A 26,008-nucleotide genomic window follows, 5' to 3' on the forward strand; every position below is an offset into this window, starting at 1 on the left:
GCGCAATATCCTTGCGTACTCACCATGTTGCGGGGCAACAATGGCCGGAGAAGTCCAGTTCGATCGCACGGATATACGCCTGCTGGCTGAAATCCAGCGGGATGGGCGCGCCACCAACGCCGAGCTGGCGACGCGGGTGAATCTCTCACCCTCGGCCTGCCTGCGCCGCCTGCAGCGGCTGGAAAGCGAGGGCGTGATCGTCGGCTACGGCGCGCGGCTGGAGCCACGGCAGCTCCGGCTGGGCCTGCAGGCCTTCGTGCGCGTGCAGCTGGAAAAGCACGATCAGGCCGCCATCGGCCACTTCGTGGACAGCGTGCAGGGCTGGGATGAAGTGGTGGCCTGCCATGCACTGACCGGCGACATGGACTACCTGCTGCACGTCTACGTGCGCGACCTGGAGCACTTTTCGCACTTCCTGCTGGACCGGCTGCTCAACGCCGGTGGCGTGGCCGACGCCAATTCCAGCTTCGTGCTGCGCACGGTGAAGGGCTTCCAGGCGTTGCCACTGTCGCAGCTGGAGTCCTGAGCGACCACCGGGCGTGCCCGGTGGCCAGGCATCAATGGATCAGCACTTGTCCTTGCGGCCCATCAGCTTGCCCAGGCGCGAGGGTTCTTCGCACTTGGGTGCGGCCACCGGCGCCGGCGCTGCTGCGGCGGCGCGTGCACGCTGCAGCTGCTGGATCTTCGCGCGGATCTGCGGCATGGCCGCCATCGCGGCCTTTTCGCCTTCCAGGATCGCGGTGCCGCGCTGGCTGAAATCGGCAGCGCCGATGTCCAGCACCTTCGGGCGGATGACGATGTCGGCGCGCGCCAGTTCCTGCTCGCCCAGGCGCTGGCCCATGATCGAGATGGACTGGTTGACGATGCCCAGCATGTCCGTCGGCGCCTTGCCGCTGGCCTTGCTGGAGATGTCGACGGCAATCACGAAGTCGGCGCCGAGCTGGCGCGCAGCGTCCACCGGCACCGGACTGACCACGCCACCGTCGATGTAGTTGCGGCCACCGATCTTCACCGGTTCGAACACGCCGGGGATGCTGCTTGACGCGCGCACCGCCTGGCCGACGTTGCCGCGCACGAAGATCGCGCGCTCGCCGGTTTCCAGCTGGGTGGCGACAGCTGCGAACGGCTTCTTCAGGCGCTCGGCGGGACGGTTGGCGACCTGCTCGTTGACGTAGTCCTGCAGTTTCTGGCCCTGCACCAGGCCACCGGAGAACAGGCGCACGTCGCGGATGCTGGCTTCGTCCAGCGCGACCGCCTTGCTCTGCATCTGGAAGGCGTCCATGCCGCTGGCATACAGCGCACCGACCACGCTCCCGGCGCTGGTGCCGGAAACCACGGCCGGCTCGAAGCCGTTGGCTTCCAGCATCTTGATCACGCCGATGTGGGCGAAGCCCTTGGCCGCGCCGCCGCCAAGGGCGATGCCGATCCTGATCGGCTTGGCCTGCGGCACCACGGTCGGCGCTGGCGGCGGGGAGGGGCGGACCGGGTCGCCACCGCAGCCGGCCAGCAGGCCGATCAGGGCGACGGACAGCAGCAGGCGGGGGCGGAACAGGCTCATCGGCAGTGCGCTCGCGGCGCCGGATTCAGGAAAGGGCGCCAGCATACCGAAGCCGTGGCGGGGCGGGCAGGGTGGGGGAGCCTCTGATAGCTGTGAATCGCTTCTGGTGGGTGCGGACCTTGGTCCGCGCAAATGCCTGGTCGCGCGCTGAAGGAATGTGCCAACCAAGGTTGGCACCCACCAAAGGCAGGTCCAGGCGGCCGCCGAGAACCTCCCTATTCAGCAAAAAGGAACCCCGGTAGGTGCCGACCAAGGTCGGCACCTACCGGGATCCTGTGGTCAGAACCGGTTGTCGCCGTCCAGCATCCGGCCCAGGCCGCCCAGCACCGAGCCTTCGCCACGGTTCTGGGCACCGCCCTGCGGTGCGGCCATCCACATGCGGCCGGCCAGGCGCGAGAACGGCAGCGACTGCAGCCAGACCTTTCCCGGACCGGTCAGCGTAGCCAGGAAAACGCCTTCGCCGCCGAACAGCATGCTCTTGATGCCGGCGACCCGGCGCACGTCCATGTCCACGCTGGGGTGGTAGGCCACCACGCATCCGGTATCCACGTCCAGGCGCTCACCCGCAGCCAGCTCGCGCTCGACCACGCAGCCACCGGCGTGGATGAACACCCAGCCGTCGCCCTCCAGCTTCTGCATGATGAAGCCTTCGCCACCGAACAGCCCGGTCATGATCTTGCGCTGGAACTGGACGCCGATCTGCACGCCGCGCGCGCCGGCCAGGAAACTGTCCTTCTGGCAGATCAGTCGGCCGCCATGCTGGTCCAGCTTCATTGCCAGTACGGTGCCGGGGTAGGGCGCGGCGAAGGCGACCTTGCCCTTGCCGTGGCCGCTCTGGGTGTAGACGGTGGCGAACAGGCTCTCGCCGGTCAGCACCCGCTTGCCGGCGGCCATCACCTTGCCCATCAAGCCGCCGCCCTGGTCGCCGTTGGCGGCGCCGAACACCGTATCCATCTGCACGGTGGCGTCCTTGAACATCAGTGCGCCGGCCTCGGCAATGGCGCTCTCACCGGGGTCGAGCTCGATCTCGACGAACTGCATCTCATGGCCGACGATGCGGAATTCGATGTCGTCGGCGCGGCCGCTGGCGGCGGGGACCGGCGGCGGGGTGTTGGGCATGCCCGGGGCCGCGGACTGAAGTTCGGGCACCTCGGCAATCGACGTCCACCCGCTCATGCCCTGGCACCAGGCCAGGGCGCGTGGATTGGCCTGCGCGTAGCGGCGCGCGGCCTCGTCATCAAGCGGGCCGATACGCTCGGCCTGGGGGGAGGCATGGAAGTACCACTGGGTCATTGCGGCGGCTCCACAGGGCTGGAAAACCCCGAGTCTAGCGAGCGCGTGGGGGCCGGGGCGACGGGGCCATGAACGGCCGGCATTTGCGGGGCAGGTGCTGTATTGCAACAATTATCTGGTAGCGCCGTTTTACCACCCCTCCAAACACAGCCTACCGCCATGTCCCCGACCCGCACTTCCCGTGGCCGCCTTCCGGTCGCGCGCCCCCTCGTTGCCGCCCTTTCCGCCCTGTTGCCGCTGGTAGCAGCCGCCCAGGAAACTCCCGCTGCCAAGGATCCGGTTGCCCTCGACACCCTGCAGGTGACCGCGCAGCGCCGCGTCGAGAACGCCAAGGACGTACCGGTCGCGGTCAGCGCGATCCAGGGCGAGAAGCTGGATGTGCTCGGCTCGGCCGGCGATGACATCCGTTTCCTGGCCGCACGCGTGCCCAGCCTCAACATCGAGTCGTCCTACGGTCGTGCCTTCCCGCGCTTCTACATCCGCGGCCTGGGCAACACCGACTTCGATCTCAACGCGTCGCAACCGGTGTCGCTGGTGTACGACGACGTGGTGCAGGAAAGCCCGCTGCTGAAGGGCTTCCCGCTGTTCGACCTGGCCAACGTGGAAGTGCTGCGTGGCCCGCAGGGCACGCTGTTCGGCCGCAACACACCGGCCGGTGTGGTCAAGTTCGATTCGGCGCGTCCGTCGCAGGATGCCGACGGCTACGTGCGCGTGGGCTATGGCAGCTACAACAGCTGGAACGTGCAGGGTGCCTACGGCGGCCCGCTGACCGACCGTTGGTCGGCACGCGTCTCGGCGATCTACCAGCGCCGCGATGACTGGGTCGACAACACTCGTGTCGGCGCTCCCAACAGCGGCTTCGAAGGCTACGACGAGGCCGCCGGCCGCGTGCAGTTCCTGTACGAAGGCGATGATTTCGAAGCGCTGTTCAATCTGCACAAGCGCAAGCTCAACGGGACCGCCCGCCTGTTCCGCGCCAACATCATCCAGAAGGGTGGCAATTCGCTGGTCGAGAACTTCGACCGCGACAAGGTTGCCAACGATGGCGTCAACTTCTCCGATCTGGAGACCTGGGGTGGCAGCGCACGCCTGCAGTGGAATCTCGGCTCGGTGACCCTGCACTCGATCACCGGCTATGAAACCGCTGAATCGCTCAACCGCGGCGACATCGACGGTGGCTACGGCGCGGCGTTCCTGGGTGCGGGCAATTCGGGCCCGGGCCTGATTCCGTTCTCGTCCGAGTCGGCCGATGGCCTGCCGCATCACCGCCAGTGGACGCAGGAAGTCCGCATCGAGTCCAACGAATGGGGCCGCTTCGACTGGCAGGCCGGCGTCTTCTATTTCGATGAGGACGTGACCATCAACAACTTCAACTACGACTCGCTGGCTCCGGGGAACCCGCAGACCGGCCACGTGGTGCAGAACCAGCGCAACAAGGCCTGGGCGGTGTTCGCCTCGGGTGACTTCGATGTCACCGACCGCTTCAAGCTGCGTGCCGGCGTGCGCTACACGCAGGACAAGAAGGACTTCAGTGCCAGCGTGCTGCAGGCTGTTCCGTTTGGTACCCCGGTCAGCGGCCCGTACCTGGCCAATACCGACGTCAACGACGTCAGCTGGGATCTCAGCGGCGTCTACAAGCTGACCGACGACATCAACGCCTACGCCCGCGTAGCCAAGGGTTTCCGCGCACCGTCGATCCAGGGACGGCTGGCCTTCGCGCCGGGCCTGTCGCAGGCCGATTCGGAGAAGGTGATCTCGTACGAAGCGGGCATCAAGGCTGACCTGTTCGAACGCCGCGCACGCCTGGGCCTGAGCGTGTTCCGCTACGACGTGGATGGCCAGCAGTTGATCGCGGTGGGTGGCACCAACAACACCGCCACCCTGCTCAACGCCGACAAGACCATCGGGCAGGGCGTGGAGCTGGACCTGGAAGCCTACCTGGCCGACAACGTGCTGCTGACCTTCGGCAGCAGCTACAACGACACCGAGATCAAGGACAAGGACCTGGCGGTGGCGATCTGCGGCGGTGGCTGCACCATCAACGACCCGACCACCGTCATCAACGGTGGCACCTATGCGCTGGTCAACGGCAACCCGCTGCCGCAGGCGCCGAAGTGGATCCACAACGCGACCCTGCGCGTCGGCTTCCCGCTCAGCGATGGCAGCGAGCTGTACGCCTACACCGATTGGGCCTACCGCAGCGCGGTGAACTTCTTCATCTACGAGTCGCCGGAATTCCGCGGCCGTAGTTCGCTGGAAGGCGGCCTGCGCCTGGGCTACAACTGGGATTACGGCCAGTACGATGTGGCGGTGTTCGGCCGCAACCTGACCAACCAGACCCGCGTGGTCGGCGCGATCGACTTCAACAACCTGACCGGCTTCCTCAACGAGCCGCGTACCTGGGGCGTGGAGTTCACCGCGAAGTTCTGATGCGGTGGCTGCGGCAATGCAAAGAAGAAGGGCCGGCGCAATGCCGGCCCTTCTGCTTTACATCCATCGGTTGCCGAATGGGGTCAGAGCCCTTTCCAGTGGAAAGGGCTCTGACCCCGGATCGCCGCTTACAGCGCGCTCTGCGGGCGTACCTTCAGCACCGCATTCTCGGTGGCGCAGTCGCGGCTGGAGTGCAGGCCGGCCTTGCGTGCGGCGGCGATCTCCTTGCGTGCGGCCAGCAGGTCCTTGTTGAAGGCAGCGTTGTCGTGCAGGCGGGCCACGGCGGCGGCGCCCATGAAGCGGCCTTCGAGGATGTCGCTCTGCCAGTGCACGTTGCAGACCAGGCGGCTCTCGCCGTAGTTGCGGCCACGGGCCTGGATCGCATCGGCACGGTCCGGCGCGATCTCGGACAGGATCAGTGCCCAGGCCCAGCCGATCGAGGTGTGGCCGGACGGGTAGGAACCGTTCTTGCGCAGGCCTTCCTCGTCCTTCGGCGAGCAGGTCGGCTCACCGTTGACCATGAACGGGCGCGGGCGCTGGTAGTGGTTCTTGGCCGCCTTGGTGGCGGCGCTGGCGTCGATCCTGCTGCGCTCCAGCAGGCGGTACAGCGCCGGGGTTCTCACCGCATCGACGTCGATGTCGGCGGCACAGGAGAAGTGATTGGCGCCTTCGGGGAAGCCGAGTTCCGCATCGACACCGGCCTGGGCGAAGCGCGGGCTGCCACGCAGCGCGCGGGCTTCACGGCTGACCTGTTCGTCCAGGGCGAGGGCGGCCGAACCGGCGACAGGTGGCGCCGGCACCAGGTCGAGGCTGGCCGGAACCACGCTCTTGTCCAGATAGCCCACCGCTTTGGTGGTGATGTTGGCTTCGACGGCGGTCGGCTTGGCGGCGGTGGCGGCACAACCGGCCAGGACCGCAATGACGGCAAGGCCAAGCAGCGGGCGGGCAGGGCGGGAAATCAGCGACATGGACAGGCTCCGGGCAGAAAACATCGCGCCATGATCGCAGCCCCCATACGACACCGCAGTGGCCATCGGTCATACGGCCAGACCCGGCATGGTCACCACACGAGATGAAAAACGTCATCGATTGTTGCCAGTCTGCTGAATCCGGTCGCAGCGCACGGACTTTCACGCGGCTGCGCCATGAGCATCGGCACAACGGTGATCGAGAGGCCGTCCAGTTCCAGCCGGGTCGGGGGGATCCGCTGACAGAGGGAGAGAAGCGATGCGCAGCACCGCAACAGGAAGTACCGTCCTGGCCCTGCTCCTCGGGCTGGCATCCGCACCGGCGCAGGCCGCCGACGTGGTTGGCGTGGCCTTCGTGCATGGCACCGGCGCGCAGACCAATGCCACCCAGGACTACTGGCAGCCGGCGATCATCGACACCGTGCGCCAGGGCCTGCCGAACAGCAGCAACTACGTCGTCATCAACTGCGACTTCACCCAGTACATGTGGAAGCCGGAAGCCGCCGGCTGCCTGGCCAACCAGTTGACCAGCTTCATCGACAGCCGTGGCATCACCCAGCTGGTGGTGATCACCCACTCCAACGGTGGAAACGTGATGCGCTGGATCCTGTCCAACCCGACCTACGACAGCCGCTATCCGAAGATCATCCGCACGGTGCGCAAGGTCAACGCACTGGCACCGTCTTCGGCGGGCACGCCGCTGGCCGATGCGGTGCTGAACGGCAACACCTTCGAGACCTCGCTGGGATGGCTGCTGGGTTACAAGAACGACGCGGTGCGCCAGCAGCAGGTGGCGAGCATGGCCACCTACAACGCGCAGAACCTGTATGGCACGTCCGGTCGCCCGGCGCTGCCCAAGCCGTTCCGCGCGGTGGTCGGCAGCGACGTGGAGTCGGCGGTGTGGGACAGCAACAGCTACTGCGGTGGCTATGCCGCCAATGTCGGCCTGGAGTTCACCCAGAACTGGCTGTCGTCCTGCTCCGATGGCTTCCTGGAGTGCAGCAGCCAGAGGGCCGCCGGCACTACCTGGTTCACCGACAAGGCGCGTACCCAGGGTGCAGAACCGCTCAGCCACAACCAGAGCCGCCGCGAGTGCTTCGGCCTCGGCACGATCCTGCGCAACGACCTGACCCAGTGAGGGAGACGACCATGACGATCCATTCCACCCTGCTGGCCAGTGCGGTGCTTGCCGTGCTGTCCCTTTCCGCCGCGCAGGCCGCGCAGCCGCTGCAGGCCGCCCGCGCAGGCGATCAGGTGCCCGCCGCATTGGTGGCCGCGCCGCTGCCTGCGGATGAAAGCGAACACGCGCCACTGGCCTTTGCCTGGGCGCTGGACCCGATGCAACCGCTGCAGGCGACCACGCCGTATGCCTCGGTCAGCCGCAGCTACTGGCAGCAGGTCGATGGCACGCAGCTGCAGCGCGGCCTGGACCTGCCGCTGACAGCGCCGGATGCGGTGATCCAGCTGAGCCCGGCCGATGGTGCCCGCGCACTGCCGGCCAACACCCTGCAGGTGCGCGACCCGGCTGGCCGCAGCAGCGTTGCCCGCAGTGTCGATGCGCGCGCCTTGCAGGATGTCGGCATGCCGGTGGGTGATGGCAGCAGCATGCTGCGCACCGGCGCGACCAGTGTGGCAGGTGCATATACGCTGCAGAGCGCACAGGCGCAGGGCCGCTATGTGGTACAGGTGCTGGAGCCGAACAGCCCGCTGCGGCTGGAAGTGCAGGCCAACCAGGCGCAGGTGCTGGCCGGTGGCAATGTGCAGCTGCAGGCACGCCTGCTGGAAGACGGCGCCACCTCTGCGCAGCTTGCATCGCGTCGTGGTGGCCTGGGCGGTGAAGCCCTGCTGGTCGCACCGGATGGCCGCAGCTGGCCGCAGCGCCTGCTGCGCACCACCGATGGCAGCCTGCGCGCGCAGGTGCGGATCCCGGCCGATGTCGGCAGCGTGCAGGGGCTGTGGGAGCTTCAGGTGTTCGCACAGGCCGATGGCGTACTGCGCGATGGCAAGGTGGCCTTCGCAGTGGCACGGCCGACCGCGCGCTTCAGTGGCCAGGCGGCGCCGGACCCGTCCAGCCGCCAGGTGGCACTGCCGCTGCAGGTCGCCGCCGCCGGCCGCTATGAGGCGCGGGGCACGCTGTATGCCACTGCCCGCGATGGCCAGCTGAAGCCGGTCGCGCAGGCACACGCGGCCGCGTGGTTCGATGGCCCGGGCGCGGGCCAGCTGGTGCTGCCGTTCGACCAGGCCGCGTTGCCGGCGGGTTTCGGTGCGCCGTACGAATTGCGCGACCTGCAATTGCAGGACCAGAGCCGCATGGCACCGATCGAGTCGCGCGCGCTGGCGTTGAGGTTCTGAGGACAGCGGTGGCGGGCCGGAAGATCCGGCCCGCTGCATCGCGCATTTCGATTACCCCGCGTAGGCGGTCAGCCGGCCTTCCTGCTCGCATACGGTGATCGCGCCGCCGAACACCGCCGACAGCGGCTCGCTGCGCAGCAGCTCGGCACGGGTGCCGTCGGCCAGTACGTGCCCATCGCGCAGCAGTACCACCCGCTCGATCTCGGGAATGATTTCTTCGATGTGGTGGGTTACCAGCACCAGGGTGATGCCCTGCTGCGCCAGAACCCGCATGGTCGCTACCAGCTGCTCGCGGGCGACCAGGTCCAGCCCGGTGGAGGGTTCGTCCAGCAGCAGTGCCTGCGGCCGGTTGACCAGTGCGCGGGCGATCAGCACGCGGCGAGTCTCGCCGGCCGACAGCTCGGCATAGGCGCGTTCGCGCAGGGACAGGGCGCCGGTCATCGCCAGTGTCTCGCCGACGCGCGCGCGCATGTCGGCGGTCACTTCGCGGAAGGCCGGCACCACGTAGCTGGCGAAGAAGCCGGACAGCACCGCCTGCTCCACGGTCAGCCCGGGCATGTCGGCCAGGTTGCTGCTGAGGTCGCCGGTGACGATGCCCAGCTGCGAGCGCAGCCGGTCCACCTGCCAGCGGTTCTGGCCCAGCACCTTCACCGCCACCGTGCCGTCGCCCTGGGCCAGCGGGTACAGCTCGCGGGTGATCAGCTTGATGAAGGTGGACTTGCCGCAGCCGTTCGGGCCGAGCAGGGCGGTGTGCTGGCCCTGCGCGATGCGCAGGCTGAGCCCGTGCAGCACCTTCACCTGGCCGCGCACCACGGTGGCGCGCTCCAGTTCGATCAACGGGGGCAGCTCCGCATCGGGCGGGGCGGCGATCATGGCGCTGGTGCGTGGATCAAGGCTCGACAACTCAGGTCCCCAACTGTGAACGGTGCCACGGATGGCGATGTGATACGCCGCCGCAGGGGTGCAGTTTGCAACGCAAGCGCCCATGATGTCTGCCATCCCCGCGGCGATCCGGAGAGCTGCCATGCCTGATGCCCTGATGTCCCTGTTGACCGGTGGTGTGCTCGGCCTGGGCTGGTGGGCCATGCTGGGGGTACTGCTGGTCTTCACCCAGATCACCATCTTCTCGGTGACCCTGTACCTGCATCGCAGCCAGGCCCATCGCGGGGTCGATTTCCACCCGGCGCTGGCCCACGTGTTCCGTTTCTGGCTGTGGCTGACCACCTCGATGATCACCCGCGAGTGGGTGGCCATCCACCGCAAGCACCACGCCAAGGTGGAGACCGAGGACGATCCGCACAGCCCGGTCACCCGCGGCATCGGCAAGGTGTTCTGGCATGGCGTGGAGCTGTACCGGGAAGCGCGCGGCATGCGCGCGGACATCGAGCAGTACGGCCGCGGTACCCCGGACGATGCGATCGAGCGCCACCTGTATACCCCCCACGCCACGCTCGGCCCGGTGTTGCTGCTGGCGATCAACAGCGTGCTGTTCGGCCTGCCCGGCGTGGCCCTGTGGGCGATCCAGATGGCGTGGATTCCGTTCTGGGCCGCGGGCGTGGTCAACGGCCTGGGCCACTGGTGGGGCTACCGCAACTACGAGTCGGCCGATACTTCCACCAACCTCACGCCGTGGGGGGTCTGGATCGGTGGCGAGGAGCTGCACAACAACCACCATGCCTTCCCCAGCTCGGCGCGCTTTGCGATGCGGCGCTGGGAATTCGACATCGGCTGGAGTGCGATCCGCCTGCTGCAGGCGCTGCGCCTGGCCAAGGTGCTGCGGGTGGCGCCGGCCATGGACGTGCGCCCGAACATCGCCGTGCCCGATGCTGAAACCCTGAAGGCGCTGCTGTCGCACCGCTTCCAGGCGATGACCGACTACCAGCGCAATGTGTTCATGCCGGCCCTGCGCGAGGAAGCCGTACAGGCCGGGGCCAAGCTGCGCCGCCTGCTGCCGCGCCGGCTGCGCCGTGGCCTGGTCAACGATGGCCGCTGGCTGAAGCCGGACAGCCGTGCCCTGCTCAGCGAATGGGTGGCGCAGCGCCCGCGCATCCGCACCCTGGTCGAGTACCGCGCGCGGCTGGCGGCGCTGCTCGAGGCCCGCGGCCACGATGCCGCCGAGCGCCTGCACCAGCTGCAGGCCTGGTGCCGCGAGGCCGAGGAAAGCGGCATTGCCGCGCTGCAGGCCTATGCCGCACGCTTGAAGGGCTACAGCCTGGTGGGCGCGTGAGGGCAGGGCATGGGCTTGTGTTGGCGATGCTGCTGCCAGGCGCGGCGCTGGCCCAGGTCACCGACACTGCCAGCTATCTGCAGCGGATGGACAGCGATGGCGACGGCAAGGTCAGCGAGGCCGAGTACGTGCAGTGGATGCTGTATGCCTTCGACCGCATGGACCGCAATGGCGATGGCGTGCTGAGCGCCGATGAGCTGCCCGGTGGCAAGGGCAGGGCGATCAGCCGCGAGCAGCAGCGGCAGGTGATCGTGCAGCGTTTCCACAGGCAGGATGCCAACGGCGATGGCGTCCTGGATGCCCGTGAGCTGGCGGCGCCGCCACGCTGAGCGGGCGTAGAATCGGTCCATGCCTGAACTGCCCGAAGTAGAAACCACCCGCCGCGGCCTGGCGCCGCACCTGCAGGGCCGCCGCGTGCATGGGGTGATCCTGCGCCGTGCCGACCTGCGTTGGCCGATTCCGCCGGAAGTGGCCGCGCTGCTGCCCGGGCAACGTATCGAGGACATCCGCCGGCGCGCCAAGTACCTGCTGCTGGATACCGCCATCGGCAGCGCGGTGCTGCACCTGGGGATGTCGGGCAGCCTGCGCGTGCTGCCCGGTGACACGCCACTGCGCGCCCACGACCATGTGGATATCAGCCTGGACAACGGCCGCCTGCTGCGCTTCAACGACCCGCGCCGCTTCGGCAGCCTGCTGTGGCAGCCGGCCGGCGAGATCCACCCGCTGCTGCAGGGGCTGGGACCGGAACCGCTGGACGAGGCATTCGATGGCGACTACCTGTTTGCCCGCAGCCGTGGCCGCAGCGCGCCGGTGAAGACCTTCCTGATGGACCAGGCGGTAGTGGTGGGCGTGGGCAACATCTACGCCGCCGAAAGCCTGTTCAAGGCCGGCATCAGTCCGCTGCGCGAAGCAGGAAAGATCTCGCGCGAACGCTACCAGCGGCTGGCCGACGCGGTGAAGGAGATCCTGGGCTACGCCATCACCCGCGGCGGCACCACCCTGCGCGATTTCATCAGCCCTGACGGCGCGCCGGGCTACTTCGAACAGGAACTGCTGGTATACGGCCGCGACGGGCTGCCCTGCCCGAACTGTGGCCGCCCGCTGAAGCACGCCACCATCGGCCAGCGCGCCAGCGTCTGGTGCAGCCACTGCCAGCGCTGAGCCGGGCCGCCAGCGGCAGCTGAACGGGCAGGGCGCGTCTCCGCTGCCCGTTAACGTTTGTCTGCCTATGATGGCCGACCTTCCTCCCTGTACCTGACGCGCCTGCATGCAACGACGCGACTTCATCCGCAATGCCTCCCTCGCCCTGGCTGCATTCGGCCTGCCGTCCCTGCCCGCGTGCGCGGCCAGCAAGAGCGGCCAGATGGGCCTGCGCCGCCTCGGCCAGCCGCAGCCGTTCGACTTCGCCGCCCTGAAGGGCCAGGCACGCGCGCTGGCACAGGCGCCCTACAAGAGCCACAAGCGGGTGCTGCCGGGCCGGCTGGAAGGCCTGGACTGGGACCAGTACCAGTCGATCGGCTACCGCCAGGACCATGCCCTGTGGGCCGACCAGCCGGGCAAGTTCCAGGCCAAGTTCTTCCATCTGGGCCTGTACTTCCACTCGCCGGTACGCATGTTCGACGTGGTCGACGGCAAGGCGCAGGAGCTGGCCTATGACGGCGCGGCGTTCAACTACGGCAAGAGTGGCATCAAGGATGGCGAGTTGCCGGCGGACCTCGGTTTCGCTGGTTTCCGCCTGAACACCCGCAAGGACACCGACCGCGACTTCGCCGCCTTCCTCGGCGCCAGCTACTTCCGCGCAGTCGGCAAGGAAGGCCAGTACGGCCAGTCCGCACGTGGCCTGGCGATTGACACCGGCATGGGCAAGCCGGAGGAATTCCCGGACTTCATCGCCTATTACCTGGAACAGCCGTCGGCCGATTCGGAGACGATCGTGGTCTACGGCCTGCTGGATTCGCCGAGCGTGGCCGGTGCCTACCGCTTCGCGATCACCAATGGCGACGTGCTGCTGATGGACATCGACAGTGCGCTTTACCCGCGCAAGGCGATCGAGCGGTTGGGCATTGCGCCGTGCACCAGCATGTACCAGGTGGGCGAGAACGACCGCCGCATGGGCTGGGACTGGCGCCCGGAGATCCACGATACCGACGGCCTGTCGCTGTGGACCGGTGCCGGCGAATGGATCTGGCGGCCGCTGCTGAACCCGCGCAACCTGCGCTTCAACATGTTCGTGGACCGCAACCCGCGCGGCTTCGGCCTGCTGCAGCGCGACCGCAATTTCGACCATTACCAGGACGACGGCGTGTTCTACGAGAAGCGCCCGTGCCTGTGGGTGGAGCCGAAGGGCGAATGGGGCGAGGGCTCGGTGCAGCTGGTGGAGATTCCCACCGTGGACGAGACCTTCGACAACATCGTGGCGTTCTGGAACCCGAAGGAAAAGCCGCAGCCCGGCCAGGAGCTGCTGGTCGGCTACCGCCTGTACTGGGGCGCCGAACCGCCGGCGCGCCCGCCGTTGGCGCACTGCGTGGCCAGCCGTACCGGCCTGGGCGGTGTTGTCGGCAAGAAGCGCGAGTACTTCAGCTGGCGCTTTGCGGTGGACTTCGAAGGGGGGGAACTGGCCAGCCTGATCGACAAGGGCGAGGTCGAAGCGGTGGTGGAAACCAGCCGTGGCCGGGTCGAGATCGTATCGGCGCGTCCGCTGCGCGAGATCAATGGCTACCGCGCGATGTTCGACCTGGTGCCGCCGGAAGGCAGCACCGAGCAGATCGACATCCGCCTGTTCCTGCGCAGTGGCGGCAAGACGCTTACGGAAACGTGGCTGTACCAGTACACCCCGCCGCCGGCGGGTGCGCCGGAGCGCACGCTGTACTAAGAGGGGGTTGGGTTTGCAGGGCTTGCAGCCCTGCACCTGCACAACGCAACGTCAACGTCAAAAGCCTGCATTCCGTGGGATGGCGGGGTGGGTCCGGTGGCGGGAGACGCCGTAAACCCATCCCTGGGGGCTTGGCCGCGGCATCCATGCCGCGGACACTCCCGCCACCGGACCCACCCCGCCTTCGACAGTTCTGCGCGATCTGTGGGAACAGCTCGTGGGGTCAGATCCGTTTTCCTACGGAAAACGGATCTGACCCCGGATTCATTTCGATATCTGACAGATGTGTCGACCAAGGTCGACACCTACCAACAGCCGCAGCGATCTGTCAGAGGTGGGGCGGTGTCGGATTGCGGGGTGTCAGCCGCATGGGCCCGAGGCATGCCTCGGGCGGGTTGGGCAGGACGCCCAACCCCGGTCTTGCCGTGTGTGCAGGACTGCGCACACGAGCAAGCGGCTGCCAAGCCTACACGGACGTACTTGCGGCGTCCCCGCAATCCGACACCGCCCCGCCATCCCACGGAATGCCAGCTTTCGCTGTTGCCGTTGCCGTTGCCGTTGCCTCTGCAGGTGCAGGGCGCAGCCCTGCAAAAGAACCCCCTTACAGCGGCAGGGGTGCCTGCGCCGGATCGATCCGCCCTTCACCGCGGGTGATCTTCTTGAACTCCGCACGGCTGACCGACACGTAACGGTCGTTGCCACCGATCTCCACCTGTGGGCCGTCCTGTACCGCGTGGCCGTGCTCGTCCACGCGCACGGTCATCGTTGCCTTCTTGCCACTGTGACAGATGGTCTTGATTTCCTGCATCTCGTCGGCCCAGGCCAGCAGGTACTGGCTGCCTTCGAACAGCTCGCCGCGGAAGTCGGTGCGCAGCCCGTAGCACAGCACCGGAATGCGCAGCTGGTCGACCACCTCGCTGAGCTGCCAGACCTGCGCGCGGGTCAGGAACTGCGCCTCATCCACCAGCACGCAGCCCATGGGGCCGTTGGCTGCCAGATCCTGTTCCACCCACCGCTGCAGGTCGGTGTCGCGGTCGAAGGCCATGCCATCGGCGCGCAGGCCGATGCGCGAGGCGACCACGCCGGCGCCGGCACGGTCGTCCAGGCGCGGGGTCAGGATCGCCACCCGCATGCCGCGCTCGCGGTAGTTGTGTGCGCTCTGCAGCAGGGTGGTGGTCTTGCCGGCGTTCATCGCCGAGTAGTAGAAGTAGAGCTTGGCCATCGCCCAATTCTAGTCGCCGCCCGGCCCGCCGTCGCGGATCTGCCGGGGAGCGCCGATCTCGATGCTGGGCGGTAGCCGGTGTTCCGCCAGGTCTGCTCCTGCAGGCTCAAGCAGGCGGCCGGTTTCCCGAAGGCGCCGTGGTAGTAGTCATCGCCGGTGACCGGCCGGCTGGCCTTCGGCCAGTACCCGATGCCGCTGCGCCGTAACCAGCCGCTGCCAGTAGCACCGGCACGAAGGTATCGATGGCACGGCAGGCGCGGCTCATCGCCCGGCTCTGGCCAGTTCCTCGTCCTGCCATTGCCGGTAGGCCACCGGGTCCCAGTAACGGGCCTGCTGGTGCTTCTCCGGTTGCAGCACGCGGGGCCCGGCATCGCCGCGGCCCTGGCTGCGCATGGCGCCGCTCCAGCCGGCGCGGCTGCCGGTCTGCTGCATGCTGCCGGCGCGCAGTTCGCGTTCCAGCCGCGGCGTGGCGGCGGGGTCGCCGAACTCGGCGTACAGCGTGCGGCCCTCGCGCACCGCGCGCTCGCGTTCGTCCGCTGACAGCGCCTCCCAGAAGCGTTCGCGCTGCACCACCAGCCACTCCGTGCCGCGCTCGGCCGCCAGGTCCATCCATGCATAGCCCAGGGCGCGGTCGGCCGGGCCGCCTTGCCCGTTCCACAGCATGTCGGCCAGCGCTGCCTGTGACAGCTTGTCGCCATAGCGCGCGGCATTGCGGAAGTTGTTGCGGGCTTCTTCGTCGCGGCCCCGTTTGCGGGCCTCCATGCCCAGCTGGCGGAAGCGCAGGTCCGGGTGGTAGACGAGGAACTCGTGCGACTGCAGCACGATCGTTTCATAGGCATCCGTGCGCGGCGGCGGGCCGGACCCGGCCGCGGGCATGGCCAGCAGGCCCAGCAGGGCGGCCGCAAGCGGCCGGGCAATGACAATCGAGGACATGGACCACGCTCCTGTGTTCCGGTGCCGATTCAATACCTTACGGCCGGGCACCACGCAAGTCAGGTGTGCCTTCCGGCACCCCGCTACAATCCTGTCCCCATGCACGGTCTGAATCCTCCCCAAGCTGCCGCGGTCCTGCACGTCGAAGGCCCGTTGCTGGTGCTCGCCGGCGCCGGCAGCGGCAAGACGCGCGTGATCGTGGAGAAGATCGCCCACCTGATCAGCTGTGGCCGCTACCCGGCCCGCCGCATCGCCGCGATCACCTTCACCAACAAGTCGGCCAAGGAAATGCGCGAGCGCGTGGCCAAGCGCCTGCGCGAGCAGGACGCCGACGAGGTGACCATCTGCACCTTCCATGCGCTGGGCCTGAAGTTCCTGCAGATCGAACATGCCGCCGTCGGCCTGAAGCGCGGCTTCTCGATCTTCGATGCCGATGATGCCGCCGCGCAGATCAAGGACCTGATGTACGGCGCCAAGCCCGATGACATCGAGGACATGAAGAACCTGGTGTCGCGCGCGAAGAACGCCGGCCTGTCGCCCGAACAGGCGATGGCTGCCGCGCGCAGCAACCGCGAGAAGGAAGCGGCCAGCGTCTACGAGCGTTACCAGCTGCGCTTGACTGCGTTCAATGCGGTCGACTTCGACGACCTGATCCGTTTGCCGGTGCAGATCCTGGAAGAGAACCCCGAGATCGCCCTGGCCTGGCGCGAGCGCATCGGCTACCTGCTGGTGGACGAATGCCAGGACACCAACGACGCGCAGTACCGCCTGCTCAAGCAGCTGGCCGGTGAGAAGGGCAACTTCACCTGCGTGGGCGACGATGACCAGTCGATCTACGCCTGGCGTGGCGCCAACCCGGAAAACCTGCAGCAGATGGGGCGTGATTACCCCGCGCTGGAGATCATCAAGCTGGAGCAGAACTACCGCTGCTCCAACCGCGTGCTGCGCGCGGCCAATGCGTTGATCGCCAACAATCCGCATGAGCACCTGAAGAAGCTGTGGAGCGACCAGGCCGACGGCGAGCGCATCCGCGTATGGGAATGCCGCAACAGCGAACATGAAGCGGAGAAGGTCGCTGCCGAGATTGCCTTCGTGGCGCAGTCGCGCAACGTGCCGTGGAGCGACTTCTGCATCCTGTTCCGTGGCAACTTCCAGTCGCGCCCGCTGGAAAAGGCGATGCAGCTGCTGCGCATCCCCTACCACCTGACCGGCGGCACCATGTTCCTGGAGCGCCAGGAAGTGAAGGACACGCTGGCCTGGCTGCGCCTGCTGGTGAACCCGGACGACGACACCGCGTTCATGCGTGCGGTGCAGTCACCCAAGCGCGACGTCGGTGCCGGCACGCTGGCCAAGCTGGCCGAACTGGCGCAGGAAAAGGACATGCCGATGGCGCAGGCCGCCGAGGCGATCGGGGCGCTGCAGCAGCTGCCACAGCGCGCGGCCAACAGCCTGGCGCGCTTCACCGACATCCTGCGCGACCTGCGTGCGCAGACCCGCCAGGTCACCTCCGGCGACATGATCCGCAAGGTGGCCAAGGAATCAGGGTTGTTGAGTGAGCTGCGCCAGCAGGCCAAGGAAGAGGCCAGCTACCAGCGCCGTGCCAACAACATCGAGGAACTGGCGCAGTGGTTCGAAAGCGGCCCGCGCGGTGCCACCGCCGCCGATCTGGCCGGCCAGCTGGCGCTGCTGTCGCGCAGCGACAAGGACGAGGGCGGCAACCAGGTGCGCATGATGACCATGCACGCTTCCAAGGGCCTGGAGTTCCCGTACGTGTTCATCGTTGGCTGCGAGGACGGCGTGCTGCCGCACCAGGTCAGCCTGGACGAGGGCAATCTGCAGGAAGAGCGTCGCCTGCTTTACGTGGGCATCACCCGCGCCAAGATCCAGCTGTGGATGAGTTACAGCAAGCTGACCCGCAAGTTCGGCGAGCACGTGCGGTTGAAGCCGAGCCGGTTCTTCGAGGAGATTCCGGCCGAGGAGATCCAGCGCGATGGTGCTGACCCGGTGGCCGATGCGGCACGCAAGAAGGAGCGGGCGAGTGCCGGGTTGGCGGCGATCGAGGCGTTGTTCGATTGACCCGGGGTCGGATCCTGTCCCGCAGGGAAGGGCTCTGACCCCAGGGCCGCCCTCAGGGGTCACAGCCCTTCGCATTGCGAAGGGATCCGACCCTCCAGTTCACGGAGGTCTGTGCATGCATCCCATTGAAAGCGAACGCCTGCGCCTGCGCGCGATCGAGCCCGACCGCGATGCGGCGCCGATGCTGGCGCTGTTGAATGATCCAGGCTTCGTGCGCTTCATCGGTGACCGCAACGTGCGCAGCGAGGAGCAGGCGCGTGAGTACATCGCGCTGCGGGTGCTGCACAGCTACGCGTTGAACGGGTTCGGCATGTATGCCATCGAGCGATTGGCCGATGGCGCGTGGCTGGGCAATGCCGGGCTGGTGCGGCGTGATGGCCTGCCGGGGCCGGATATTGGTTATGCGGTGCTGTCCGAATTCGCCGGGCAGGGCTATGCCGGTGAGGCGGCGCGGGCGGTGTTCGCGCATGCGCGCGCTGAACTGGGCCTGCAGGATCTGTATGGCATTACTGATCTGGACAACGTGGTGTCCGGGAAGATCCTGCTGGGCCTGGGCATGCAGGAACGCGGGGTGATCCAGCTGCCGGGCGTGGACAGCCCGAGCCGGTTGTACGCCACGCCGGGCGCGGCCGAGGTTTGATGGTGGTGGGTGCCGACCGTTGGTCGGCACCCACTCCTTCAGCCGCGCAGTTCAGCCAGTTGCGCCTGCAGTTCGGCCACGGCCGCTTCCAGCTGGGCCACGCGCTCGGCCAGGCCCGGGTCGTTGGCCTCGCTGCCACCACCGCTGCTGGCGTACCTGGCGGCCAGTGCCGCGCCGTCCACTTCGCCGCACAGCAGGTGCATGTAGCGGTCTTCGCGCTGGCCGCTGGCGCGCGGCAGCACCACCAGCAGCGCGCGCTGCTGCAGGCGCTCGATGGCATGGCGGGCCTCGTCGATGTCGGCGAAGCGGTGCAGGCGCTCGCTGCGCGTCACCAGCTCGCCCAGGGTCTGCGGCCCGCGCAGCAGCAGCATCGCCAGCAGCACGGTCTGCTGCCGGGTCAGGTCCAGCGCGGCCTGCAGGCGGTGCTCGTAGCGGTCGGCGCGCGAAGAGAAGTGCTGGCGGGCCAGGCCCAGCGTCTCCAGCTGGCGCAGGGCGTGCTGCACGCTGCCGGCGTCGACGTTCATCACCGGCTCGCGGGCGGTCTTCTGGTTGGCGGCCGACTGCGCCGCGTTGACCGTCAGTGGGTAGGTATCCGGGGTGGTCGCCTCCTTCTCCACCAGGCAGCCCAGCAGGCGGGCCTGCACGGCGTCGAGCAGGGGGACGTCGGGGGTCTGGGCGGAATCGGTCATGGCGGCCTCCGGAAGGGCAACGGGTCAACCGCCAAGCATAGCCGTCCCCGGGCCGGCTTTGCCGGTAAAATGCGCCGGTATATCTGATTGCCGGTGAACCCATGCGTCGTCCCGTTTCCCTGTCCCTGACCCTGCTCGCCACCGCGGCGCTGGGCCTGTCCGCCTGCAAGCGCGTGGAGGCGCCTGCCGCTGAAGCAACTGCCGCGCAGGCCCCGGCCGCCGCCGCCAAGGTTGATGGCGCGCGTGATGCGACCGCCAACGACAACCTCAACGCGGTGCTGTGGATGCAGCGCGCGCAGGAGTACAAGGCGATCACCGAGCAGACCTACCGTGCCGCCGCCGACCACCTGGATGCGGCGCTGAAGGAAGCCCACTGGGACGCGCTGGTGCCGGAAGAGCGCGGCAACGAGGCCAAGGGCCTGAAGCCGGCCGTGGTGCTGGACGTGGACGAGACCGTGCTGGACAACTCGCCCTACCAGGCGCGCCTGGTGCGCGACGGCAAGGAATACGACGAGCTGACCTGGGACCAGTGGGTGGCCGAAAAGAAGGCCAAGGCGATCCCCGGCGTGGTTGATTTCGCCAAGGCCGCCAACGCCAAGGGCGTGACCCTGCTGTACATCTCCAACCGCGCCGTGCACCTGAAGGACGCAACCCTGGCCAACCTGCGCGAACAAGGCCTGCCGGTGGCCGACGACAGCGTGTTCCTCGGCCTGGGCACGGTGGTGCCGGGTTGCGAGCAGAGTGGCAGCGAGAAGAACTGCCGCCGCCGCCTGGCCGGGCAGAAGTACCGCGTGCTGATGCAGTTCGGCGACCAGCTGGGTGACTTCGTGGAAGTGACCGCCAACACCAATGAAGGCCGCGACGCCCTGCTGCAGCAGTACCACGACTGGTTCGGCGAGCGCTGGTGGATGCTGCCGAACCCGACCTACGGCGGCTTCGAGCCGGCGCAGTTCAACAACGACTACAGCCAGTCGCGCCAGGCTCGCCACGACGCCAAGCGCGCCGCCCTGGACTACGCACCGTGAGCCGCGCACCGCTGCCGCTGCGCGATGACGAGCGCCTGATCTTCGCGCTGGACGTGCCTGACCGCGCGCAGGCGCTGGAGTGGGTCGATCGCCTCGGCGACAGCGTGGCGTTCTACAAGATCGGCATGGAACTGCTCGCCTCCGGCGAGTACTTCCAGGTGCTCGATGAACTGGCCCGCCGCGACAAGCGCGTGTTCGTCGACCTGAAGTTCTTCGACATCCCGGCCACCGCTGCGGCGGTGATCAAGCGCCTGTCGCAGTGGCCGGTCAGCTACGCCACCATCCATGGCTGGCACCCGGCGATGATGGAAGCCTGCGCGGCCGCCAACGGCAGCGACATGCGCCTGCTGGCGGTGACCGTGCTGACTTCGATGGGTCGCACCGACCTGGCGCAGATGGGCATCGACCGTGAACCGGTGGACGTGGTGGTCGAGCGCGCGCTGGCCGCCCAGGCGGCCGGCATTGATGGCGTGATCGCCTCGGGCCAGGAAGCCGGCCCGATCCGCGCCGCGACCGGCGCCGGGTTCTCGATCGTCTGCCCAGGCATCCGTCCCGGTGGCCCGGTCGGCGATGACCAGAAACGTACTGTTGGCGTGGCGCAGGCCTTTGCCGATGGCGCCGATGCCATCGTGGTCGGCCGCCCGATCCGCCTGGCGGCCGATCCGCAGGCCGCAGCGCGGGCGATCCAGCAGGAGATCGCGTCGGCTCTGGCTGCACGCTGAGCCCGGCGCCGACGCCGGTCACGCCGGTACCACGAACGCCATCCCGATCCATGCGGGATGGCGTTCGCATTTGTGGGTCTGCGCCTGTCGCAGGCAGCGCAATGCACCGGAACTGTGCGGGCGTTCGCGCTGTGGGCCTCACCACTGCTCCTCAATCGATGCACCGGCACGGACCGCGGCCGTGCCGGTTCCAACCATCGCTAGAGGAGTACAGGGATATGTATCGCAGCACCTCTTTGTTCATCGGCCTGCTGTTGGCCGCATCTGCCGTACCCGCCATCGCTGCGCCGCAGGTTCGCGAAGCACCGCGCATCATTGGCGGTGAAGCGGCCCCGGCCGGCGAGTACCCGTTCATGGTCAGCATCCAGGGCATCTCCGGCGGCGATTCGGATCATGACCGCCACTTCTGCGGGGGCACCCTCATCTCACCGTCGTGGGTGTTGACGGCCGCGCATTGCATGCAGGGGGAATCGCCTGGCGGCATCGCCGTTGTCGGCAACACCACTGCCCTGTCTACTGAAGCCTCGCCCCGCGCCTCCAACGTCAAGGCGATCCACGTCCATCCTGCATTCAACAGCGGTAATTCGCTGGAGCACGACGTGGCCCTGATCCAGCTCAGCACACCCGTGGACGGTGTACAGCCGGTGGCACTGCGGTTGCGGCCCGACGCCAGCTACCTCAAGCCGGGCCGCGAATTCACGGTGATCGGCTGGGGAGACACCGACATCGGCGATGGCCGGGTCTACCCGACCCAGCTGCAGGCCTTGCAGGTGCCGTTCGTGGCGTTCAATGAATGCCAGCAGGCCTATGGCGGGGAACTGTCGCGCGGCAAGGTGATCTGCGCCGGCCGCGAGGGCATGGATAGCTGCCAGGCGGATTCCGGAGGCCCCTTGCTGCTGCGCCTGCGTGAAGGCTGGACCCAGTTCGGTGTCGTCAGTTGGGGTGAGGGTTGCGCGCTGGCCGGCTACCCGGGGGTTTATGCCCGAATCGCCGAAAAACACGCCGTAGATTTCATTGAATCCGTCTGGCAGCACGATTGATTAAATAAAATCAATAACATACATACTATTACGTGAAGTGTTGCCTTAACTTGAAGGGCAGCGTACGATCGCCGCCATCCGGTCCTCGGACCGGACATGTGCCACACCACTGTCCCCCGGCCTCGTGCCGGTTTGAAGAGCCTGCGATCCCCGTGATCCGGGCTCTTTTTTTATGCCGGCGGCGGCTCTGGGGTCAGATCCCTTCTGCCCGCGGCAGAAGGGATCTGACCCCCTTGGCCGAAAACCGTGACCGCGCGGCTTGCCGCTGTCACGTCGCAGGCCGCAAGATGCGGGCCGGTCCGGGGAGTCCGATTGCATGAGCGTGGCGGTGCGAGGAAGGTCTGCGCGTGGATGGGGGCTGGTGGCCATGCTGCTGCTGGCCGTGGCGGCGTGCCGCGAGTCTGCCAACGATCCGGCCAGCCCGGCGGCCGAGCCGGTGGCTGCGGTGCAGGCGATGGCGTTGCGCCTGGCCGAAGATGATCTGGTCGGCTACGCAAAGCTGTCGGTACCGCCGGGCCAGTACCAGCGCCTGCAACAGGCCTGGGCCGAGGGCCACAGCCAGTGGCCGCTGACCGAGCTGCCGCTGGGGGACCAGCTGCTGCCGATGCTGGCCGCGCTGCGCAAGCCCGATGCCAGCGCCGAACTGCAGCGCAGCTTCGACCGCCAGCTGGCCGGCCAGGCCAGCGCTGTGCGCCAGGCTGCGCAGTCGATGGGCAACTTCGGCGTGCAGTACCTGCGCCATCAGAAGGGCTACACCCCCGGCCAGCAGGCCCATTACATCGCCCTGGTCGAAACCCTCGCCGGGTGGGCGCAGGGCGCGCCGATCAGTGACCGCGCCCGCGCGCGCAGCACCATCGCCGCGCTGGTCGGCGCGGCCGGCAAGGTCGGCTTCGATGACGAGGCAGGCCTGCAGGCCGCGGGCATGGAAGGCAGCCTGCAGCAGCTGGCGCCGTTCATCCACACCCTCAAGGCGGTGCTGGGCAGCTACGGGCTGGGCGTGGACGACGCGCTGCGCAGCGTGCGGGGCGAGCTGCTCTCGGTGGAGGGCGACAATGCGCTGGTACGCCTGCACTACGACCTGGCCGGGCGCGAGATGACCCTGCAGCTGCCACTGAGCCGGCGCGAGGGCCACTGGTACCTGACCCGTACCCTGGCCGACACCGACGCGTTGCTGCGCAAGGCTGACGCGGACCGCGCTGCTGCGTCGCCGGCACCGGCGCAAGCCCCCGCCGAGGGTGGGGAAGCGGCAACGCCGCCGCCTAAGCCATAATGGCGCCGATGTCGAAACAGAACCCGCTGCCGTTCCCCGGCGAAGAATCCCAGTCGACGCCCGCCGATACGGTGCCGGCGTCCCCCTCGACCGGTACCGGCCCGAACCCGGTACCGCCGCCCGCGCACGCGCGACCGGCCGGTCGCCGCCCGCTGTGGGCGCGCCTGCTCGGCCGCCTGGTCGAGCCGTGGCTGTCGCTGAAGATCGAACCGGAAGACCCGGGCCAGTACAACGATGGCCGCCCGGTCATGTACGTGCTGGAGGACTACGGCCTGTCCAACGCGCTGATCCTGGACAAGGCCTGCCGCCAGGCCGGCCTGCCGTCGCCGCTGGTGCCGCTGGCCGGTGACCCGACCGGCCGCAAGCGCGCCTACCTGGCCCTGTCGCGGCGCAGCTCCAGCAATTCGCTGATTCCCGAACAGCGCGGCGCGAAGACCCACTCCGATTCGCTGGCCAAGGTCCTGCAGGCACACCGCGTGCGCGATGACCTGGACGTGCACCTGGTGCCGGTGTCGATCTTTGTCGGTCGCGCCCCGGACAAGCAGAGCGGTTGGTTCGCGGTGCTGTTCTCGGAAAACTGGGCACTGGTCGGCCGCTTCCGCCGCCTGCTGGCGGTGTTGCTCAACGGCCGCAGCACCATCGTCCGCTTCGCCCCGCCGATCTCGCTGCGCAGCACCGTGGACGAAGGCCTGGAGCCGGAACGCACGGTACGCAAGCTGCAGCGCGTGCTGCGTACGCACTTCCGCCGCATCCGTGAATCGGTGATCGGCCCCGACCTGTCGACCCGGCGCCTGCTGGTGGACCAGGTGCTGGCCGCCGAGCCGGTACGCGAAGCCATTGCCGCACAGGCCAAGCGCGACAACTCGAAGCCGGCCGATGCCTGGAAGAAGGCGCACGCCTACGCCTGGGAAATCGCCGCGGACTATTCCAGCCCGGTGGTGCGCTCGGCCAGCTTCATGCTCAGCCACGTGTGGAACCGCATCTATGCGGGCGTGCTGGTGCATCACCTGGACAAGTTCAAGGCCGCCGCGCCGGGCCACGAAGTGGTCTACGTGCCCAGCCACCGCAGCCACATGGACTACCTGCTGCTGTCCTACCTGCTGTACGACCGTGGCATCGTGCCGCCGCACATCGTGGCCGGCATCAACCTGAACCTGCCGGTGGTCGGCACCCTGCTGCGCAAGGGCGGTGCGTTCTTCATCCGCCGCTCGATCCGTGGCAACGCGCTGTACTCGGCGGTGCTCAGCGAATACGTCGCGCAGCTGGTGGCCGGTGGCTACTCGCTGGAGTACTTCGTCGAAGGCGGCCGCTCGCGTACCGGCCGCCTGCTGCAGCCCAAGGGCGGCATGATCTCGATGACGCTGCGCGCATTCCTGCGCCAGCCGCGCAAGCCGGTGCTGTTCCAGCCCGTCTACATCGGCTACGAGAAGCTGATGGAAGGTGGCAGCTACCTGGACGAACTGTCCGGCCGGCCGAAGGAAAAGGAATCGATCTGGTCGTTGCTGTGGGGCATCCCCAAGGTGCTCAAGCAGAACTACGGCCAGGTGGTGGTGAACTTCGGCGAGCCGATTGCGCTGAACGACGTGCTGGCCGAGAAGGCGCCGGAGTGGAAGGGCGAGGCGGTGTCCGAGGATGAGAAGCCGGCCTGGCTGTCGACCACGGTGGATACGCTGGCCGAACGCATCCAGGTGCGCATCAACGGCGCCGCCGACGTCAACCCGATCAACCTGCTGGCGCTGGCCCTGCTGTCCACGCCAAAGCATGCGATGGGTGAGGCCGACCTGATCGCGCAGATCGAACTGTGCAAGACCCTGCTGGTCGAGATGCCGTACTCGGACCGGGTGACGGTGACCCCGCACTCGCCGGAGCGGATCATCGCCCACGCCGAGGAAATCAACGTCCTCACCCGCATCAAGCATCCGCTGGGCGATGTGCTCAGCGTCAGCGGCGACACCGCGGTGCTGCTCAGCTACTTCCGCAACAATGTGCTGCACCTGTTCACCGCCTCGTCGTGGGTAGCCTGCTGCTTCCAGAACAACCGCCGCATGAGCCGCACCGGCCTGGTCCAGCTGGGCCGCACGGTGTACCCGTTCCTGCAGGCCGAGCTGTTCCTGCCGTGGAGCGAGGACGAGTTCGCCCAGCGCATCGACCAGACCATCGATGTGTTCGTGCGCGAGGGCCTGCTGCAGAACGTCAACGATGACGACGGCGGCATCCTGGCGCGCAATACGGGGCAGACCGACGAGGTGTTCCGCCTGCGTGCGATCGGCCATTCGCTGCAGCAGGCGTTCGAGCGCTACTACATCGCCATTTCGGTGCTGGTGAAGAACGGCCCCGGCGTGCTCGGCGCCGCCGAGCTGGAAAGCCTGTGCCAGCAGGCCGCGCAGCGGTTGAGCCTGCTGTACGCACCGGCGGCGCCGGAGTTCTTCGATCGCGCCCTGTTCCGCGGCTTCATCCAGAAGCTGCGCGAACTGCGCCTGGTGTGGCCGGATGAAAACAGCAAGCTGCTGTTCGACGAACGCCTGGATGCCTGGGCCAAGGATGCCAAGTTCATCCTGGGCCGCGAGCTGCGCCACACCATCGAGCGGGTCAGCCCGGAAGCGGCTCGCCCGGACGAGCCTGCGCCGCAGGATTGACGGCAGCGCTGGGCGATGCGGTGGGTGTGGACCTTGGTCCACACCTTCCAGCCGT

Annotated in this window: 22 protein-coding genes; 15 read left to right on the plus strand and 7 right to left on the minus strand. The window is 67.8% G+C overall.

Annotated elements, in window-relative coordinates:
* Window positions 1-40: 40 nt before the first annotated feature.
* On the plus strand, window positions 41-526 hold the full coding sequence (locus tag ACYKG1_RS00255; RefSeq protein WP_053448379.1) for an Lrp/AsnC family transcriptional regulator: 486 nt from the start codon (window positions 41-43) through the stop codon (window positions 524-526).
* Between the two features lie 39 nt (window positions 527-565).
* Here ACYKG1_RS00255 and ACYKG1_RS00260 read toward each other — a convergent pair whose 3' ends face one another.
* Both ACYKG1_RS00260 and ACYKG1_RS00265 read right to left on the minus strand, forming a co-directional pair.
* Window positions 566-1,558, minus strand: coding sequence for a patatin-like phospholipase family protein (locus tag ACYKG1_RS00260; protein WP_478471421.1), 993 nt, complete (start codon window positions 1,556-1,558; stop codon window positions 566-568).
* A 279-nt stretch (window positions 1,559-1,837) separates the two neighbouring features.
* Window positions 1,838-2,851, minus strand: a complete 1,014-nt coding sequence (locus tag ACYKG1_RS00265; RefSeq protein WP_100475083.1) for a TIGR00266 family protein — start codon at window positions 2,849-2,851, stop codon at window positions 1,838-1,840.
* A 159-nt stretch (window positions 2,852-3,010) separates the two neighbouring features.
* Here ACYKG1_RS00265 and ACYKG1_RS00270 point away from each other — a divergent pair, with 159 nt between their 5' ends.
* Window positions 3,011-5,281: a TonB-dependent receptor gene (locus tag ACYKG1_RS00270; RefSeq protein ID WP_100475082.1), complete on the plus strand. Its 2,271-nt coding sequence runs from the start codon at window positions 3,011-3,013 to the stop codon at window positions 5,279-5,281.
* A 128-nt stretch (window positions 5,282-5,409) separates the two neighbouring features.
* Here ACYKG1_RS00270 and ACYKG1_RS00275 read toward each other — a convergent pair whose 3' ends face one another.
* Window positions 5,410-6,249: an acid phosphatase gene (locus ACYKG1_RS00275; protein ID WP_478471422.1), complete on the minus strand. Its 840-nt coding sequence runs from the start codon at window positions 6,247-6,249 to the stop codon at window positions 5,410-5,412.
* 259 nt (window positions 6,250-6,508) lie between these two features.
* On the opposite strand from ACYKG1_RS00275, the gene ACYKG1_RS00280 reads away from it, so the two are divergent.
* Both ACYKG1_RS00280 and ACYKG1_RS00285 read left to right on the plus strand, forming a co-directional pair.
* Window positions 6,509-7,387 (plus strand): hypothetical protein, encoded by an 879-nt coding sequence (locus ACYKG1_RS00280; protein WP_100475080.1) that lies wholly within the window; start codon window positions 6,509-6,511, stop codon window positions 7,385-7,387.
* An 11-nt stretch (window positions 7,388-7,398) separates the two neighbouring features.
* Entirely contained in the window at window positions 7,399-8,601 is a 1,203-nt protein-coding gene (locus ACYKG1_RS00285) for a DUF4785 domain-containing protein (protein ID WP_100475079.1), read from the plus strand.
* A 51-nt stretch (window positions 8,602-8,652) separates the two neighbouring features.
* Here the strand turns inward: ACYKG1_RS00285 and ACYKG1_RS00290 are convergent, their stop codons facing one another.
* The gene (locus ACYKG1_RS00290) at window positions 8,653-9,474 is read right to left on the minus strand and encodes an ABC transporter ATP-binding protein (RefSeq protein WP_478471424.1); all 822 of its coding nucleotides are present in this window, start codon (window positions 9,472-9,474) and stop codon (window positions 8,653-8,655) included.
* Between the two features lie 151 nt (window positions 9,475-9,625).
* Here ACYKG1_RS00290 and ACYKG1_RS00295 point away from each other — a divergent pair, with 151 nt between their 5' ends.
* From ACYKG1_RS00295 to ACYKG1_RS00310, 4 genes are all read left to right on the plus strand, one after another.
* Entirely contained in the window at window positions 9,626-10,828 is a 1,203-nt protein-coding gene (locus tag ACYKG1_RS00295) for a DesA family fatty acid desaturase (RefSeq protein ID WP_100475077.1), read from the plus strand.
* The gene (locus ACYKG1_RS00300; protein WP_262227385.1) at window positions 10,825-11,157 is read left to right on the plus strand and encodes an EF-hand domain-containing protein; all 333 of its coding nucleotides are present in this window, start codon (window positions 10,825-10,827) and stop codon (window positions 11,155-11,157) included. Before ACYKG1_RS00295 ends, ACYKG1_RS00300 begins: the two co-directional genes overlap by 4 nt.
* 19 nt (window positions 11,158-11,176) lie before the next feature.
* A complete protein-coding gene (gene mutM / locus ACYKG1_RS00305; protein ID WP_262084099.1) occupies window positions 11,177-11,989 on the plus strand; it encodes a bifunctional DNA-formamidopyrimidine glycosylase/DNA-(apurinic or apyrimidinic site) lyase in 813 nt (270 codons plus the stop codon).
* A 106-nt stretch (window positions 11,990-12,095) separates the two neighbouring features.
* Window positions 12,096-13,700 (plus strand): OpgD/OpgG family glucan biosynthesis protein, encoded by a 1,605-nt coding sequence (locus tag ACYKG1_RS00310; RefSeq protein ID WP_262084098.1) that lies wholly within the window; start codon window positions 12,096-12,098, stop codon window positions 13,698-13,700.
* Window positions 13,701-14,301: 601 nt separating this feature from the next.
* Here the strand turns inward: ACYKG1_RS00310 and ACYKG1_RS00315 are convergent.
* Both ACYKG1_RS00315 and ACYKG1_RS00320 read right to left on the minus strand, forming a co-directional pair.
* Window positions 14,302-14,922, minus strand: coding sequence for a thymidine kinase (locus ACYKG1_RS00315; protein WP_008264720.1), 621 nt, complete (start codon window positions 14,920-14,922; stop codon window positions 14,302-14,304).
* Window positions 14,923-15,183: 261 nt separating this feature from the next.
* Window positions 15,184-15,855 carry an SEL1-like repeat protein gene (locus ACYKG1_RS00320; protein WP_478471425.1) on the minus strand — a complete coding sequence of 224 codons (672 nt, stop codon included), beginning with the start codon at window positions 15,853-15,855 and terminating at the stop codon, window positions 15,184-15,186.
* Between the two features lie 99 nt (window positions 15,856-15,954).
* Here ACYKG1_RS00320 and ACYKG1_RS00325 point away from each other — a divergent pair, with 99 nt between their 5' ends.
* Window positions 15,955-17,931 (plus strand): UvrD-helicase domain-containing protein, encoded by a 1,977-nt coding sequence (locus tag ACYKG1_RS00325; protein ID WP_478471426.1) that lies wholly within the window; start codon window positions 15,955-15,957, stop codon window positions 17,929-17,931.
* A 115-nt stretch (window positions 17,932-18,046) separates the two neighbouring features.
* Window positions 18,047-18,571: a GNAT family N-acetyltransferase gene (locus tag ACYKG1_RS00330; RefSeq protein ID WP_100475071.1), complete on the plus strand. Its 525-nt coding sequence runs from the start codon at window positions 18,047-18,049 to the stop codon at window positions 18,569-18,571.
* 38 nt (window positions 18,572-18,609) lie between these two features.
* Here the strand turns inward: ACYKG1_RS00330 and ACYKG1_RS00335 are convergent, their stop codons facing one another.
* Window positions 18,610-19,260, minus strand: coding sequence for a YceH family protein (locus ACYKG1_RS00335; protein ID WP_100475070.1), 651 nt, complete (start codon window positions 19,258-19,260; stop codon window positions 18,610-18,612).
* Between the two features lie 101 nt (window positions 19,261-19,361).
* On the opposite strand from ACYKG1_RS00335, the gene ACYKG1_RS00340 reads away from it, so the two are divergent.
* The 5 genes from ACYKG1_RS00340 (at window position 19,362) to plsB (ending at window position 25,953) form a co-directional block, all read left to right on the plus strand.
* On the plus strand, window positions 19,362-20,285 hold the full coding sequence (locus tag ACYKG1_RS00340; protein ID WP_100475069.1) for a 5'-nucleotidase, lipoprotein e(P4) family: 924 nt from the start codon (window positions 19,362-19,364) through the stop codon (window positions 20,283-20,285).
* Window positions 20,282-21,007, plus strand: coding sequence for an orotidine-5'-phosphate decarboxylase (gene pyrF / locus ACYKG1_RS00345; protein WP_100475068.1), 726 nt, complete (start codon window positions 20,282-20,284; stop codon window positions 21,005-21,007). The genes ACYKG1_RS00340 and pyrF overlap by 4 nt, the downstream gene beginning before the upstream one ends.
* A gap of 218 nt (window positions 21,008-21,225) precedes the next feature.
* Entirely contained in the window at window positions 21,226-22,047 is an 822-nt protein-coding gene (locus tag ACYKG1_RS00350; protein WP_478471429.1) for a S1 family peptidase, read from the plus strand.
* 316 nt (window positions 22,048-22,363) lie between these two features.
* Complete coding sequence (locus ACYKG1_RS00355; protein ID WP_478471431.1) at window positions 22,364-23,317, plus strand: hypothetical protein; 954 nt, start codon at window positions 22,364-22,366, stop codon at window positions 23,315-23,317.
* Window positions 23,317-25,953 (plus strand): glycerol-3-phosphate 1-O-acyltransferase PlsB, encoded by a 2,637-nt coding sequence (gene plsB / locus ACYKG1_RS00360; protein WP_262084092.1) that lies wholly within the window; start codon window positions 23,317-23,319, stop codon window positions 25,951-25,953. Before ACYKG1_RS00355 ends, plsB begins: the two co-directional genes overlap by 1 nt.
* Window positions 25,954-26,008: the final 55 nt, after the last annotated feature.

The organism is Stenotrophomonas sp. 85239_Sma, from assembly GCF_056481725.1.

What these genes read in the sequence shown, in the direction of transcription:
- ACYKG1_RS00255 (WP_053448379.1), top strand. Translation starts at nt 41, where the DNA reads ATGGCCGGAGAAGTCCAGTTCGATCGCACGGATATACGCCTGCTGGCT.
- ACYKG1_RS00260 (WP_478471421.1), bottom strand. Translation starts at nt 1,558, where the DNA reads ATGAGCCTGTTCCGCCCCCGCCTGCTGCTGTCCGTCGCCCTGATCGGC.
- ACYKG1_RS00265 (WP_100475083.1), bottom strand. Translation starts at nt 2,851, where the DNA reads ATGACCCAGTGGTACTTCCATGCCTCCCCCCAGGCCGAGCGTATCGGC.
- ACYKG1_RS00270 (WP_100475082.1), top strand. Translation starts at nt 3,011, where the DNA reads ATGTCCCCGACCCGCACTTCCCGTGGCCGCCTTCCGGTCGCGCGCCCC.
- ACYKG1_RS00275 (WP_478471422.1), bottom strand. Translation starts at nt 6,249, where the DNA reads ATGTCGCTGATTTCCCGCCCTGCCCGCCCGCTGCTTGGCCTTGCCGTC.
- ACYKG1_RS00280 (WP_100475080.1), top strand. Translation starts at nt 6,509, where the DNA reads ATGCGCAGCACCGCAACAGGAAGTACCGTCCTGGCCCTGCTCCTCGGG.
- ACYKG1_RS00285 (WP_100475079.1), top strand. Translation starts at nt 7,399, where the DNA reads ATGACGATCCATTCCACCCTGCTGGCCAGTGCGGTGCTTGCCGTGCTG.
- ACYKG1_RS00290 (WP_478471424.1), bottom strand. Translation starts at nt 9,474, where the DNA reads ATGATCGCCGCCCCGCCCGATGCGGAGCTGCCCCCGTTGATCGAACTG.
- ACYKG1_RS00295 (WP_100475077.1), top strand. Translation starts at nt 9,626, where the DNA reads ATGCCTGATGCCCTGATGTCCCTGTTGACCGGTGGTGTGCTCGGCCTG.
- mutM (WP_262084099.1), top strand. Translation starts at nt 11,177, where the DNA reads ATGCCTGAACTGCCCGAAGTAGAAACCACCCGCCGCGGCCTGGCGCCG.
- ACYKG1_RS00310 (WP_262084098.1), top strand. Translation starts at nt 12,096, where the DNA reads ATGCAACGACGCGACTTCATCCGCAATGCCTCCCTCGCCCTGGCTGCA.
- ACYKG1_RS00315 (WP_008264720.1), bottom strand. Translation starts at nt 14,922, where the DNA reads ATGGCCAAGCTCTACTTCTACTACTCGGCGATGAACGCCGGCAAGACC.
- ACYKG1_RS00320 (WP_478471425.1), bottom strand. Translation starts at nt 15,855, where the DNA reads ATGTCCTCGATTGTCATTGCCCGGCCGCTTGCGGCCGCCCTGCTGGGC.
- ACYKG1_RS00325 (WP_478471426.1), top strand. Translation starts at nt 15,955, where the DNA reads ATGCACGGTCTGAATCCTCCCCAAGCTGCCGCGGTCCTGCACGTCGAA.
- ACYKG1_RS00330 (WP_100475071.1), top strand. Translation starts at nt 18,047, where the DNA reads ATGCATCCCATTGAAAGCGAACGCCTGCGCCTGCGCGCGATCGAGCCC.
- ACYKG1_RS00335 (WP_100475070.1), bottom strand. Translation starts at nt 19,260, where the DNA reads ATGACCGATTCCGCCCAGACCCCCGACGTCCCCCTGCTCGACGCCGTG.
- ACYKG1_RS00340 (WP_100475069.1), top strand. Translation starts at nt 19,362, where the DNA reads ATGCGTCGTCCCGTTTCCCTGTCCCTGACCCTGCTCGCCACCGCGGCG.
- ACYKG1_RS00350 (WP_478471429.1), top strand. Translation starts at nt 21,226, where the DNA reads ATGTATCGCAGCACCTCTTTGTTCATCGGCCTGCTGTTGGCCGCATCT.
- ACYKG1_RS00355 (WP_478471431.1), top strand. Translation starts at nt 22,364, where the DNA reads ATGAGCGTGGCGGTGCGAGGAAGGTCTGCGCGTGGATGGGGGCTGGTG.
- plsB (WP_262084092.1), top strand. Translation starts at nt 23,317, where the DNA reads ATGGCGCCGATGTCGAAACAGAACCCGCTGCCGTTCCCCGGCGAAGAA.